The organism is Kitasatospora sp. NPDC053057 (assembly GCF_044546945.1).
Lineage (GTDB): Bacteria > Actinomycetota > Actinomycetes > Streptomycetales > Streptomycetaceae > Kitasatospora.
Genome location: NZ_JBITZP010000045.1, coordinates 16,057 through 28,745, shown reverse-complemented (window position 1 = coordinate 28,745; position 12,689 = coordinate 16,057). Strand labels below are relative to the sequence as shown.

At 71.8% G+C, this 12,689-nt stretch carries 12 protein-coding genes; 4 read left to right on the top strand and 8 right to left on the bottom strand.

All coding sequences use genetic code 11. From position 1 onward, the window contains the following. Nucleotides 1–136: 136 nt before the first annotated feature. Nucleotides 137–2,446 carry a transglycosylase domain-containing protein gene (locus tag ACIG5E_RS32680; protein ID WP_396539657.1) on the bottom strand — a complete coding sequence of 770 codons (2,310 nt, stop codon included), beginning with the start codon at nt 2,444–2,446 and terminating at the stop codon, nt 137–139. Between the two features lie 388 nt (nt 2,447–2,834). Here ACIG5E_RS32680 and ACIG5E_RS32675 point away from each other — a divergent pair, with 388 nt between their 5' ends. Next, nucleotides 2,835–4,091 carry a YibE/F family protein gene (locus ACIG5E_RS32675; protein WP_396539719.1) on the top strand — a complete coding sequence of 419 codons (1,257 nt, stop codon included), beginning with the start codon at nt 2,835–2,837 and terminating at the stop codon, nt 4,089–4,091. A 130-nt stretch (nt 4,092–4,221) separates the two neighbouring features. On the opposite strand, the gene map is transcribed toward ACIG5E_RS32675, so the two are convergent. Continuing rightward, nucleotides 4,222–4,989 carry a type I methionyl aminopeptidase gene (gene map, locus ACIG5E_RS32670; RefSeq protein ID WP_396539655.1) on the bottom strand — a complete coding sequence of 256 codons (768 nt, stop codon included), beginning with the start codon at nt 4,987–4,989 and terminating at the stop codon, nt 4,222–4,224. 97 nt (nt 4,990–5,086) lie between these two features. Between map and ACIG5E_RS32665 the strand changes: the two genes are divergently transcribed. After that, nucleotides 5,087–5,356: a helix-turn-helix domain-containing protein gene (locus ACIG5E_RS32665; RefSeq protein WP_396539653.1), complete on the top strand. Its 270-nt coding sequence runs from the start codon at nt 5,087–5,089 to the stop codon at nt 5,354–5,356. Nucleotides 5,357–5,449: 93 nt separating this feature from the next. Here the strand turns inward: ACIG5E_RS32665 and ACIG5E_RS32660 are convergent, their stop codons facing one another. From ACIG5E_RS32660 to ACIG5E_RS32650, 3 genes are read right to left on the bottom strand one after another with little or no spacing between them, the layout of a single operon-like run. After that, nucleotides 5,450–6,838 (bottom strand): ABC transporter substrate-binding protein, encoded by a 1,389-nt coding sequence (locus ACIG5E_RS32660; RefSeq protein ID WP_396539651.1) that lies wholly within the window; start codon nt 6,836–6,838, stop codon nt 5,450–5,452. Nucleotides 6,839–6,895: 57 nt separating this feature from the next. After that, nucleotides 6,896–7,795, bottom strand: a complete 900-nt coding sequence (locus ACIG5E_RS32655) for a carbohydrate ABC transporter permease (protein WP_396539649.1) — start codon at nt 7,793–7,795, stop codon at nt 6,896–6,898. Further along, on the bottom strand, nt 7,792–8,700 hold the full coding sequence (locus ACIG5E_RS32650; protein WP_396539647.1) for a carbohydrate ABC transporter permease: 909 nt from the start codon (nt 8,698–8,700) through the stop codon (nt 7,792–7,794). The genes ACIG5E_RS32655 and ACIG5E_RS32650 overlap by 4 nt, the downstream gene beginning before the upstream one ends. A 188-nt stretch (nt 8,701–8,888) precedes the next feature. Here ACIG5E_RS32650 and ACIG5E_RS32645 point away from each other — a divergent pair, with 188 nt between their 5' ends. After that, nucleotides 8,889–9,542 (top strand): SMI1/KNR4 family protein, encoded by a 654-nt coding sequence (locus tag ACIG5E_RS32645; RefSeq protein ID WP_396539645.1) that lies wholly within the window; start codon nt 8,889–8,891, stop codon nt 9,540–9,542. 61 nt (nt 9,543–9,603) lie between these two features. Here the strand turns inward: ACIG5E_RS32645 and ACIG5E_RS32640 are convergent, their stop codons facing one another. From ACIG5E_RS32640 to ACIG5E_RS32630, 3 genes are all read right to left on the bottom strand, one after another. After that, entirely contained in the window at nt 9,604–10,365 is a 762-nt protein-coding gene (locus ACIG5E_RS32640) for an SDR family NAD(P)-dependent oxidoreductase (RefSeq protein WP_396539643.1), read from the bottom strand. Further along, nucleotides 10,362–11,804: an MFS transporter gene (locus ACIG5E_RS32635; RefSeq protein WP_396539641.1), complete on the bottom strand. Its 1,443-nt coding sequence runs from the start codon at nt 11,802–11,804 to the stop codon at nt 10,362–10,364. Before ACIG5E_RS32635 ends, ACIG5E_RS32640 begins: the two co-directional genes overlap by 4 nt. A gap of 81 nt (nt 11,805–11,885) precedes the next feature. Then, nucleotides 11,886–12,464 (bottom strand): TetR/AcrR family transcriptional regulator, encoded by a 579-nt coding sequence (locus ACIG5E_RS32630; RefSeq protein WP_396539639.1) that lies wholly within the window; start codon nt 12,462–12,464, stop codon nt 11,886–11,888. A 50-nt stretch (nt 12,465–12,514) separates the two neighbouring features. Between ACIG5E_RS32630 and ACIG5E_RS32625 the strand changes: the two genes are divergently transcribed. After that, on the top strand, nt 12,515–12,688 hold the full coding sequence (locus tag ACIG5E_RS32625; protein ID WP_396539637.1) for a hypothetical protein: 174 nt from the start codon (nt 12,515–12,517) through the stop codon (nt 12,686–12,688). Nucleotide 12,689 lies beyond the last annotated feature (1 nt).

Sequence of the window (12,689 nt, the reverse complement as noted above, 5' to 3'; positions counted from 1 at the left end):
CCCGGGGGGTTCTCACCCCCCCCCGCCCCCCGGGCGGCCGGGGGGCCGCCCCGCTGGTGGTTTCCCGGGCCGCGCCCCCGCGCGCGCCGGGGGGCCCCCCCCCCCCCGCGGCCGTTCATCCGCTGCCGTTCGGGGCTCACTGGTCCCCAGGGTCCGGCGGGGCGGTCGGGATGGTCGGGGTGTAACGGCCGGTCGGGCCGCCGGTCGACGGGTTGGTGCCGCGCGGCCTGCCGGTGTTCCCCGGACTGGGCGCCCCGGTGCAGGTCTCCGAGCCGGGCGAGCCGCCGGGGGTGGCGCAGCCCGGGTCGTGCTTGACCTGGTCCGGGATGTAGACGGTGGTGAACTCCTTGTCCGGCATGGTGCGGACGGCGTCGCTCATCGCCTTCTGCCAGATCGGCCCCGGGCCGGTCGCCCCGAACACCTCGGGCTGGTACTCGCCGCCGATCCGGATGTTGCGCATCGGCACCTTGGTGCCCGGGCTGCCCAGCCACACCGAGCCGGCCAGGTTGCCGGTGTAGCCGGTGAACCAGGCGGACTTCTTCTCGTCCGTGGTACCGGTCTTGCCGGCGATCTGGCGGTCGTCGTCCAGCCGGAGGTCCCGCGCCGTGCCGCCCTTCTCGGTCACCCCGAGCAGCACGCTGTTGATCACGTCGGCGGTGTCCTGGGACATCACCTGGTTGCAGCGGACGGGCGCCACCGGGACGTCCTTGCCGTCCACCGTGGTGATCCGGTTGATCGCCAGCGGCGCGCAGTAGCTGCCCCGGGCGGCGAAGGTCGCGTAGACGTTCGCCATGGTCAGCGGGCTGACCTCCTGGGTGCCGAGGCCGAGGGCCGGCACCTCCTGCAGCGGGTCGCCGCTCGCCTTGCCCGCCACGCCCAGCTTGTTGGCCATCTGCTTGACGGCGCAGAGCCCGATCTCCTGCTCCATCTGCACGAAGTAGGTGTTGACCGAGAGCGCCATCGCCTGCTTGAGCTGGTACGGCCCCTTCTCGCTCGGGCTCTCGTTGGGGATGACCCCCTGCTTCTTGCCCTTGTCGAGGTTCTTCCAGGTGCCGTCGCAGGTCTTCATCGTCGGCCAGTCCATCCGGTTCGGCGAGTCGTACTGCTGGGTGGGCGGCAACCCGGCCTCCAGGGCGGCGGCGGCCACGATCGGCTTGAAGTTGGAGCCGGGCTGGAAGCCGATGCCCCCGCCCATCGCCGCGTCCACGTTGAGGTTGACGACGGTCTGGTTCTTCTCCTTCGCCAGGCCGTACGGGCGGGTCTGGGCCATCGCCAGGATCTTGCCGGTGCCGGGCTCGACCATCGTCATCGCCGCCGAGACCGGGTCGGTGACGTACACCTTGGTGGAGACGGCGTTCTGCGCGGCGGCCTGCTTGTCCGGGTCGAGGGTGGTGTAGATGTTCAGCCCGCCGGTGTCCCAGAGCTTCTTGCGCTCGGCGGCGCTCTTGCCGAAGGTCGGGTCCTGCTTGACCACGTGACGGACGTAGTCGCAGAAGAAGCCCATGCCGGCCTGGGCGGTGATGCAGCCGTTCTGCGGGTCGCGGTAGTCGAGGCCGAGCGGGGCTGCCTTGGCCTCCTTGGCCTGTTCGGCGGTGATGTGCTTGTTCTCGACCATCTTGTCGATGACGGTGTCCCGGCGCTTCTGGGCGGCGACCGGGTGCAGCTTGGGGTCGTACTGGGACGGGTTCTGCACCAGCCCGGCGAGCATCGCCGCCTCGGGGAGGGTGAGGTCCTTGGCGTCCTTGCCGAAGTAGCGCTGGGAGGCGGCCTGGATGCCGTACGCCTGGTGGCCGTAGAAGGTGATGTTCAGGTAGTTGGTGAGGATCTGCTCCTTCGGGAGGTCCTCCTCCAGCTTGATGGCGTACCGGAGTTCCTGGATCTTGCGGCCGAGGGTCTTGCGCTGGGCCTCGCGCACCGCCACCGGATCGTCCCCGGCCATCTCGACGTTGACGTTCTTCACGTACTGCTGGGTGAGGGTGGAGGCGCCCTGCACGGCGGCGCCGCTCTCCGCGTTCTTGGTGATCGCCCGCAGGACGCCCTTGAGGTCCACCGCGCCGTGCTCGTAGAAGCGCGCGTCCTCGATGTCCACCTGCGCCTTGCGGATCAGCGGCGACATCTGGTCGGCGGTCAGCACGGTGCGGTCGCGCTCGTAGACCTTGGCGATCAGGCCGCCCTTGGCGTCGTAGATCTGGGTGGCCTGGGTGAGCGGCGGGGTCTTGAAGTCGTCGGGGATGCTCTCGAAGCCCTCGGCGCCGTTCTTCACCCCGAGTCCGACCGCGCCCGCCCCCGGGAGGATCAGGCCGGCCAGCAGGACGCCGCCCAGCACGCTGGAGCCGAGGAAGGTGGCCGCATGGCGCAGGATTCCGAGCGGGGTCTGTCGGCGCCGGGGGCGGGGCACCCAGGTGTCGCCCGGGTCCGGGGCAGGTATGCGGCTCTTCGGTGACATAGTTCGAACATTAAGGCCGGGAATCCCCACGGTGGGGGGCGTGTTGGCGAACTATTGTCACAAAATCGCGACAGATTCGACTCATGTGCGACGGTCGAATGGAGGTCCACGAAGAGACAAGGACCGTTCGTCCACGGCCCGTTGCCTCTCCGAGGGTGAGACCGGTGAGCTTTGACGTGCTCAAGAGTCCGCCGTGGCCCCGGACTTGGGCCCATGCGGGCAGCTGGCCGATCACCGGTGGGGCAACCCCGCCCCCGGCGCCGGGGTGCACCCTGCGCCCGCTCGCGGCGCGCCCACGGTTCGGGCCCTGCGGGGCTACCGGGCGTCGGGCGCCGATGATTTCGGGTGCCACTCAGGAGAACCGAGGAGACGCGAGGTGGATGCGGGGATGCCGGACGACGGGCACGGGCACGGGCACGGGCACGAGGGCGGCGCGCCCGTGGGACACAGCCACGCCCACGGGCCGGCCGCGCCGGTCTCCGCGCACCTGCGCAAGGTGATCGCGGCCGTGCTGATCCCGTTCGCGGTGGCCGTGGTGGTCGGCCTCGCGGTGCTCTGGCCGGACGGCGTACCCGCCCACCAGCACACCGGGGTCGGCTTCGACCAGCAGGTCCGGCACGGCCGGGTCACCGCCGTCCGGGAACTGCCGTGCAGCGACCTCAACCCCGCCGACCAGGGCACCTGCCGGCAGGACACCGTCGAGGTCACCGACGGCCCGGACCGGGGCCGCACCTTCACCGTGGTCGTCCACCCGTCCGAGCCCCGGCAGTACGGGCTCGGCGAACGGGTCGTCCTGACGTACGCGCCGGACGCTCCCGCGGACCTCCAGTACAGCGTGGTGGACGTGGACCGGAACCTGCCGATGGGCGTGCTGGCCGGGCTGTTCGCCGTCGTCGTGGTGGTGATCGGCCGCTGGCGCGGAGTGGCCGCGCTGATCGCGCTGGCGATCAGCTTCGCCGTGCTCTCGCTGTTCATCCTGCCCGCCGTCCTGCGCGGCTCGGACCCGCTGCTGGTGGCGATCGTCGGCGCCAGCGCGATCATGCTGATCGCCCTCTACCTGTGCCACGGGCTGTCCGCCCGCACCTCGGTGGCGGTGCTCGGAACGCTGGTGTCCCTGGTGCTGATCGGGGTGCTGAGCCTGGTCTTCGCCGCCTGGGCCCACCTGACCGGGAACACCTCGGAGGAGACCGGCCTCATCCACGACCTCTACCCCGGCATCGAGATCCGCGGCCTCCTCCTGGCCGGGTACGTGATCGGCTCGCTCGGCGTGCTGTTCGACGTGACGGTCACCCAGACCTCGGCGATCTGGGAACTGCACGAGACCGACCCGACGATGGGCGCCGGCCGGCTGTACCGGACGGGCATGCGGATCGGCCGCGACCACATCGCCTCGACCGTCAACACCCTGGTCCTCGCGTACGCGGGCGCGGCGCTGCCGCTGCTCCTGCTGTTCTCCATCGCCCACCGGACGGTGGTGTCGGTGGCCACCAGCGAACTGGTCGCGGAGGAGATCGCCCGCACCCTGGTCGGCAGCATCGGGCTGGTCGCCGCGGTGCCGGTGACCACCGGGCTGGCCGCCCTGATCGCCGCCGCCGATCATCCCCGGACGGCGGCGGCTCGCCCCGGGCGGCGCCGGCCCGCGTAGCGCGGGCCCGGGAGGGCCGGCGCGGAACGCTGAGGACCGTTCGGGCACAAGCGGCAGCTGTACCGGAGTTGCCTGAGGATCAACCTGCCGGGCGACACCGACAACAGCGCGGGAGGTGCGTCACCGCGGGTCAGGGCAGGGTGAGGATCTGCGGGCCGCCCTCGGTGATGGCGACGGTGTGCTCGACGTGGGCGGCGCGGGTGCCGTCGGTGGTGCGCAGGGTCCAGCCGTCCGGGTCGGTGTCGTACTCGTCGCGGCCGCCGGCGATGAGCATCGGCTCGATGGCCAGCACCAGGCCCGGGCGCAGCGGGTAGCCCCGGCCCGGGCGCCCCTCATTGGGGAGGTGCGGGTCCTCGTGCATCTGGCGGCCGATGCCGTGCCCGCCGAAGCCTTCGAGCAGGCCGTAGCGTCCGGCGCGGGCCGACTTGCCGATGGCGTGGGCGATGTCGCCGATCCGGTTGCCGACCACGGCGGCGGCGATCCCGGCCTCCAGGGCGCGCCGGGTGGCGGCGATCAGCTCGTCGTCCTCGGGGCGGGCGGCTCCGACGGTGAAGCTGATCGCGGAGTCGCCGCACCATCCGTCCAGAACGGCGCCGCAGTCGATGCTCACCAGGTCGCCGTCGCGCAGTCGGTAGCCGTTCGGGATGCCGTGCACCACGGCGTCGTTGACGGAGGCGCAGATGACGGCGGGGAAGGGCACGGGCGCGAAGGACGGGCGGTAGCCGAGGAAGGGCGAGCCGGCCCCGGCGGCCTTGAGGACGCCCCGCGCCACCTCGTCCAGCTCCAGCAGGCTGACGCCCACCGCCGCTTCCTGCCGCACGGCCGCCAGCGCGTCGGCGACGACCCTCCCGGCCTCGCGCATCGCGGCGAGGGCGGTGTCCGACTTGAGTTCGACCATGGTGAATCACTCCCTGAATCCAATTCTTATACCGGTATTTGTATCACGGTCGACGGAGCTGTCCTGTGGTTGACCACCAGGCCCTAGACTCGACGGCATGGTGAGGACTCCGCTGACCCCGTGGGAGCGCGAGCGTGGGGAGCGCTTCGGGGCGCTGCTGCGTGAGGCGCGTGGTGAGCGCAGCATGGTCGAGGTGGCGGCGGTGGCCGGCGTCTCGGCGGAGACGCTGCGGAAGATCGAGACGGGTCGGGCGCCGACGCCGTCGTTCTTCACCATCGCGGCGCTGGCCTTCGCGCTCGATCTGTCGCTGGACGAGCTGGCGGGCGCGTGCGCGCTGCCCGAGGACGGCGAGGCGCTCTCGGCCTGATCCGGCGCGACGGCGACGGCCCGCCGGGCGCGTGGTGCGCCGGGCGGGCCGTCGTGTGGGGCGTCGTACGGGCAGTCGTACGGGGCAGCGGGGTCAGCCGACCGAGCTGTTGTAGCTCTCGATCGCGGGCTGGAGCTCCTTGGCCGCGTCGGCGAGGGCCTGCTGGGCGGTCTTGCTGCCGGCGATGGTCTGCTCGATGGCGGTCTCCACGCCCTTGCGGGCCTGCGGCATCACACCGAGCAGGCAGCCGGCGGTGGCCGGGGTGGGCTTGGTGGCCTTCAGCTGGTCGATGGCCGTCTGGAACTGCGGGTACTTGGCCACCCACTCCTTGTCCTTGGGGTCGTCCAGGGACTTCCTGTTGACCGGGAAGTAGCCGGTGCCGGTGTGCCAGGCGGCCTGCTGCTCGGGGCCGGTGAGGAACTTCTCGAACTCCCAGGCGGCGCGCTTCTCGGCGTCCGAGTGGCCGGGGCCGCTGATCCACAGCGAGGCGCCGCCGATCGCCGGGCCGCCCTGGTCGGCGGCGGTGACCTTGGGGAAGGCCGCGGTGCCGACGCCGAACTTGGCGGCCTCGGTGTAGCCGCGCAGCACGCCGGTGGACTCCAGGTGCATCGCGACCGTGCCGGACTTGAAGGCGGCCTGGGCGTCGTCGGTGACCCGGCCGGTGTTGGCCGCGTACCCGCCCTTGACCAGGTCGGCCCACCACTGGACGATCTGCGCGCCCTGGGCGGAGTCGAACACGACCTTGCCCGCCTTGTTGCTGCGCCCGTTGTCGTTGTCGCAGTACATGGTGCCGGACTCGGCGATCAGCTCCTCGACGAACCAGCCGTAGATGGCGGCGCCGAAGCCGTAGCGGACGGTCTTGCCGTCGGCGTCCTTCTTGGTGAGCTTCTTCGCCACGTCCGCCAGCTCGTTGAGGTCCTTGGGCGGCTGCGCCGGGTCCAGGCCGGCCTCCTTGAAGGCGTCGGTGTTCAGGTAGAGCAGCGGCATCGAGGAGTTGAACGGCATCGAGACCAGCTTGCCGCCGGCCGAGTAGTAGTTGCGGATGTTGGGGTCGAGGTCGTCCAGCGAGTAGCCGTCCTTGTCGGCGAAGGCCTGGGCGGGGACGGTCTGCCTTGAGTCGATCATGAAGCGGGTGCCGATGTCGTAGACCTGCACCAGGGCGGGGGTGCCCTTCTGCTGCACCGCGGCCTTGTACTTGGTGACCAGCTCGTCGTACTTGCCCTGGAACTGCGCCTTGACCTCGATCTTGCCCTGGTGGGCGGCGTTGAACTGGCTGACCAGGCCGTTCAGCACGTCGGCGTTCTTGCCGGTCATCGAGTGCCAGAACTCGACGGTGGTCACGCCGGAGGCCTGGTCGAGCGCCTGGGCCCCGGGGGCGCCGGCGTCGGCGGATCCACCCGAGTCGGAGCCGCTGGAACCGCAGGCGGTCAGGGACAGGCCGGCCACCAGCAGGGCCGCGAGCGCGCGTGCACTCTTCTTCACGAGGGTTCTCTCTTCTTTCCTGAAGGGGGACGGGTGCCGACGGGTCAGCGGAGTGGGTCAGCGGACGGCGCCCGCGGTGAGGCCGCGGACGATGAAGCGCTGGCCGAAGACCACCAGGGCGAGGGTGGGCAGCAGGGAGAGCACGACGCCGGCCAGGATCAGGCCCGGGTCGGCCATCTCGGAGTCGCGCAGCGAGGTGAGGCCGATCTGCAGGGTCTGCATGTCGGCCGTGCGCGTGATGATCAGCGGCCAGAAGTACTGGTTCCAGGCCGACAGGAAGACGTAGATCGACAGCGCGGCCAGGGCCGGCTTGTTCAGCGGGACGACGATCCGCCACAGGAAGCGCCAGTGCCCGGCGCCGTCGATCCGGGCCGCGTCGCGCAGCTCGCCGGGCAGCTGCCGGAAGGCCTGGCGCAGCATGAAGGTGCCGAAGCCGGAGGCCAGGAAGGGCAGGACCAGACCGAAGTAGGTGTTGCCGAAGCCCCAGTCCGACAGCGTCAGGTAGTTGGGGATGATGATGGCCTCCCACGGGACCATCAGCGTGGCCAGGAACACCCCGAACACCACGGCCCGCGCCTTCAGCGGCAGGAAGACGAAGGCGTACGCGGCCAGGATCGAGGTGAACAGCTGGGCGAGGGTGATCGCGGTGGCCGTGATCGCCGAGTTGGCGTACTGCCGGAACAGCGGGATGGTGTCCACGGCGCCGGAGAAGTTCCGCCCGGTGACCGAGTGCGGCACCAACGCCGGTGGGTAGGAGGAGAGTTCGGAAGGGCCCATGAAGGCGCCGGCGATCGCGTAGTACACCGGGAAGGCCACGGTGACCAGGGCGACGGCCAGCAGCAGGTAGACGACGGCGCGGCCCAGCAGGTCGCGCGGGGAGCGCCCGGCGAGCACCCGGGTGCGTGGGCGGGGCGCGTCGGTCTTCTTCGCTTCGGCTTCAGTGGCAAGAGTGCTCATGCGTAGTGCACCTTCCGCTCCAGGACGCCGAACTGGACGGCCGTGCAGGCGAGGACGACCACCAGCAGCACCACGGCCTGGGCGCTCGCCGTGCCGAAGTCACTGGAGTTGTAGGCGAAGGCCTTCTCGTAGACCGAGTAGACGAGGGTCCGGGTGGAGCCGTCCGGCCCGCCCTTGGTGAGGATGTGGATCTGGCCGAAACTCTGCAGTGCGTGGACGGTGGAGACCACGGTCAGGAAGAACAGGTTCGGGCCGAGCATCGGGACGGTGATCGAGCGGGCCAGCCGCAGGCCGGAGGCGCCGTCGATGCGGGCCGCCTCGACGATCTCGCCGGGGATCGAGCCGATGCCCGCCGAGAGCACCAGCACGTTGTAGCCGAGGTTCATCCAGACCGTGGTCAGGGCCACCGAGACCAGCGCGTACCGGGAGTCGGTGAGCCAGCCGATCGGGCCGAGGCCGACGTGCGACAGCAGGCCGTTGAGCACCCCGCTGGCGGGGTTGAAGAACACCGCGAAGACCACCGAGGCGCTGGCCACCGAGAAGGCGAAGGGCAGCGCGAACGCGGAGCGCAGCAGCCGTACGCCCCGGATCCGGTTCTCCAGCAGCAGCACCAGCACCAGCGCGCCGAGCACCCCGGGCACCACGGTGAGCAGGGTGAACAGCCCCGTGGTGACCAGCGTCCGGCCGAAGTCGGCCGAGGACAGCAGGTCGGTGTAGTGCTTCATCCCGACGTAGCGGGAGGGCGCGCCGAAGAGGTCGTTGGCGTGCCCGCTCAGGTAGATCGTCCGTCCCAGCGGGTAGCCGATGAACAGGGCGAAGACCACCAGCGAGGGCAGCAGGAAGGCCCAGGCGAGCCCGTGCTCGCCCCAGCGGCTTCTGCGTGCGGTGTGCGGTGCGGTCGGCATCTGTCGCGCGTCCGCCTTTCGTGTGTCGGTTCCGGCCGAAACCGTGTCTTGCCCGAACGACGGCGTGGGAACCCCGTGGTGATCAACCGGTGTCCCCGGGATTACGCGTTCGCGTCGGATTCAGCCGGTCGTGCGCTGACGAGGGTTCGGCCCCGGGCACTGTCAGCGCGGTGTCGTACGGTGCGCCGGTGAACGACACGGATTTCGACATGCCGGCCGCGATGGCCGAAACCCTGCGCGGCCGCGAGGGCGCCTGGGCCCTCGTCCGGGGCTTCGCCGCGCACTGGGGCGAACCGCTGACGCCTCAGGACGGCTTCACCGACGCCGAACTGGACGCGGCCGAGCAACGGCTCGGGCTGCGGCTGCCGACAGCGCTGCGCGAGGCGTACCGGCTCTTCGGGCGCCGGGCCGACCTCACCAGCTCCCAGGACGTGCTGCTGACGCCGGACGAGCTCTACGTGCTGGACGGCGCACTCGTGTACCGCGCGGAGAACCAGGGCAGCGCCCACTGGGGCGTGCTGCTGGACGACCTTGCGCAGGCGGACCCGCCGACGGTGGCCCGGCCGGACCTCGCGGACAAGTCGCAGGAGCGGTGGGAGCCCTGGGAGGAGCGCTTCTCGACGGCGGCGGCGGTGATGGCGATGAGCGAGAAGCTGCTGGAGGACGATGATTTGGGTGTCTTCTACGAGGCCGACGACGAGATTCCGGACGGCCTGGTGGAGTTGCCTGCTCTGGGCCGCGACTGCCGCTGGTTCGCGGGGCCGGACGTGCTGGTGCTGCTGATCGAGGAGGCCTTCATGGTGGGGCGGGCCCGCACCGAGGACGCCCTGGACGCGCTGTAGTACCGCGCCGTGGTCCCAACAACCCTTGTCCGCAAGGATTGTTGAGACCACGGCGGATGACTCAGGCGGTGACGCCGCCGTCCAGCACCAGGTCTGCGCCGACGGTGTAGCCCGCCTCCGGCGAGGCCAGGTACAGCACGGCGGCGGCGATCTCCGTGACCGCGCCGGAACGGCCGACCGGCACCTCGGACTTCATCCGGTCGCTCTTGTCGGCGGCGCTCTCCCCGGGCCGGGTCGACATCGGGGTGTCCACCGGGCCGGGGCTGACGGTGTTGATCCGCACGCCCTCGCCGATGTGGTCGCGGGCGGCGGAGCGGGTGAGCGCGGTGACGGCGGCCTTGCTGGCGTTGTAGGCGCCGGCGCCCTCGGCCCGCCTGTGGGCGCCCAGGTTGGACGAGACGTTGACGATGGCGCCGCCGCCGTGGGCCCGCATGTGGCCGATCTGGTGCTTCATCGCCAGCAGGGTGCCGGTCACGTTGATCTCGAACACCCGCCGGAACTCGTCCTCGTCGATCTCGGCGACCGGGCCGGCCGCGCCGAACACCCCGGCGTTGTTGACGGCGACGTCCAGTCCGCCGAACCGCTCGACGGTCTCCCGGACCAGCCGGGCGGCATCCTCACTGTTCGTCACGTCGCCGGTCAGCGCGACGGCCTTGCCGCCCGCCTCCTCGATCAGCGCGACCGTCTCGGCCAGCGGGCCGGCGCTGCGCCCGGCGACCGCGACCCGGGCGCCCTCCTGGGCGAAGGCGAGCGCGATGCCCCGCCCGATGCCGCTGCCGCCGCCGGTGACCAGGACGGACTTGTCGGCGAAACGCGTGCTCATGAAGTGAACTCCTTGGTTCGAGTGGTGCGTTCGGGTGCGTTGGTGGTGGTCGTGGTGGTGGTCGTGGTGGTGGTCCTTGTGGTGCCGCCGGTCCTGGGAAGCGCGGCGACGGCGAGGGTGGTGAGCGCCAGCCCGGCGGCGGCCACCGCGAAGGCCGCGGCGTAGCCGCCGACGACGGTCGGGCGGGTGGCGGCGAGCGCCATCAGGGCGGCCAGCCCGGCGGTGGGGCCGAGTTCCATGGCGGTGTTGAAGACGCCCGCGGCCAGGCCGGTCCGCTCGGGTGCCACGCCGCCGGTGGCCAGTACGGCCGCTCCGGCGAACGACGCGGCGGCCCCGGCGGGCAGCAGGAGCAGTCCGGGCAGCAGGCCGGTGGTGTAGGAGCTGCCGGGGTCGAGCCCGGCCAGCAGGGCGAGTCCGACGCCTTCCAGGGCGAGGCCGGCGGCGGTGACCGGGACCGGCCCGTACCGGACGGCCAGTGGGCCGGCCAGCCGGCCGGAGAGCAGTAGGGCGGCCGCGTACGGCAGGAAGGCGGCGGAGGTGTCGGCCGCGCTCCAGCCGCGCAGCTGCTGGAGGTAGAGCGAGAGCAGGACGAAGGCCAATGCGGTGCCGGCGGAGGTCGCCATCACGGCGACCAGCGCGGTGGCCCGGGGCCGGTCGGCGAGGAAGCCGGGTGGCAGCAGCGGGTCGGCGGTGCGGCGTTCGGCGCTGGCGAAGGCGAGCAGCAGGAGCAGTCCGGCCGCCAGCGGCGCGAGCACCTCGGCGGTGCGCCAGCCGTGGTCCGTGGAGGCCACGAGGGCGTAACTCGCCGTGCAGAGCCCGGTGGTGGCGAGGGCGGCGCCGCGCAGATCGAGCGCCGGGCGGCGGCCGGCGGGTGCGGGGGTGGGCAGCGAGCCGGAGCGCGCGAGGCCGGCCAGGGCGACCAGTACGGGCACCGCGAACAGCCAGCGCCACGACACCGCGGCGGCGACCGCGCCCGACACCACGCTGCCGGCCGTCGCGCCGATCACCGAGAGGCCGCCCCAGGTGGCCATCGCCCGTCGGTAGGCGGCGGGTTCGGGGTACAGCCGGCGGACCACCGCGACCGCGGCCGGGGCGGTGAGGGCCGCCCCGGCGCCCTGGACGAAGCGGCCGGCCAGCAGGACGGGGTAGTCGGGTGCGAGGGCGCAGGCCACCGAGGCCGCGGCGAGCAGCGCCAGGCCCCACCGCAGCATCCGGCGACCGCCGTAACGGTCGGTCAGCCGTCCGCCGAGGAGCAGCAGCGCGGCGAAGGAGAGCCCGTACGCGGCGCTCAGCAGCAGCACCTCGGACGGGCCGAGCGCGAGCTCCCGGGCGACCAGGGGCAGCGGCACGGTGAGGATCATGATGGTGAAGATCAGCACTGACTGGACGACGCCGAGCAGCGCGAAGGCCGCCCGGGCCGTCGGCGCGACGATGGTCATGGAACTCCCCCCACACCAAACTTTTAAGACCATTCGGTCCAGAATAAGGACAGCAGACGACACCGGCCGGACGGCCGGAGCTCAGTCCAGCAGCGCCAGTGCCTGCTCGGCGGCGTCCCGCACCCGGGGCGCGCCGTCGGCGGTCTTGCCCACCACGCGGATCCCCTGCAGCAGCACCACCAGCATCCGGGCCAGCGCGCGCGGCTCCCGCCCGGCGGGCAGTTCGCCCTGGGCGTCGGCGCGCAGCAGGGCGGCGGTCAGCGCCGTCTCCAGGTGGTCGTAGCTGACCTCCACCCGGCGGGCCGCCGCCTCGTCGTGCGGCGCGAGTTCGACGGCCGTGTTGGTGATGAAGCAGCCGCGCTTGCGGTCCTCCTCCCCCATCAGCGCGTACCGGCGCACCAGGGCGCGGACGGCCGGCAGCACCGGGCCGGGCTGGGACAGCTCGGCCAGCAGGCCCGGGTTGTGCTGCTCGTTGTAGCGCTCCAGCGCACGCAGGTAGAGCTCGTGCTTGCTGCCGAAGGTCGCGTAGATGCTGGCCCTGGCGATGCCGAGCCCCTCGACCAGGTCGGCCATGGAGGTGGCCTCGTAGCCGCGGCGCCAGAACAGTTCGAGGGCTGCCTGGAGCGCCGCATCGGGGTCGAATTCCTTCGTTCGCGCCATGACGTGAACGCTAGCCCTTTCGAGACCGATCGGTCAAGAAATGGCGGCAAGTGGTCCAGAACGGGGGCGAGCCCTCCGTGATGTTCTGCTGGGCCTTCCTGGCCATCGCGGCGCTCGGCTCCGGCCCGTACGCCCTGGACCGGCTGCTGACCACCAGTCACCCGCAGGCCGCGGCAGCCGGCACGGCCGAACCGACCGCCGCGCAACCCATCTCCACGGACTGAG

Bases quoted from the DNA above. Each gene is read 5' to 3' on its own strand.
- ACIG5E_RS32680 (WP_396539657.1), bottom strand. From the start codon at position 2,446: ATGTCACCGAAGAGCCGCATACCTGCCCCGGACCCGGGCGACACCTGG.
- map (WP_396539655.1), bottom strand. From the start codon at position 4,989: ATGGTCGAACTCAAGTCGGACACCGCCCTCGCCGCGATGCGCGAGGCC.
- ACIG5E_RS32650 (WP_396539647.1), bottom strand. From the start codon at position 8,700: ATGCCGACCGCACCGCACACCGCACGCAGAAGCCGCTGGGGCGAGCAC.
- ACIG5E_RS32630 (WP_396539639.1), bottom strand. From the start codon at position 12,464: ATGGCGCGAACGAAGGAATTCGACCCCGATGCGGCGCTCCAGGCAGCC.
- ACIG5E_RS32675 (WP_396539719.1), top strand. From the start codon at position 2,835: ATGCCGGACGACGGGCACGGGCACGGGCACGGGCACGAGGGCGGCGCG.
- ACIG5E_RS32640 (WP_396539643.1), bottom strand. From the start codon at position 10,365: ATGAGCACGCGTTTCGCCGACAAGTCCGTCCTGGTCACCGGCGGCGGC.
- ACIG5E_RS32635 (WP_396539641.1), bottom strand. From the start codon at position 11,804: ATGACCATCGTCGCGCCGACGGCCCGGGCGGCCTTCGCGCTGCTCGGC.
- ACIG5E_RS32655 (WP_396539649.1), bottom strand. From the start codon at position 7,795: ATGAGCACTCTTGCCACTGAAGCCGAAGCGAAGAAGACCGACGCGCCC.
- ACIG5E_RS32665 (WP_396539653.1), top strand. From the start codon at position 5,087: ATGGTGAGGACTCCGCTGACCCCGTGGGAGCGCGAGCGTGGGGAGCGC.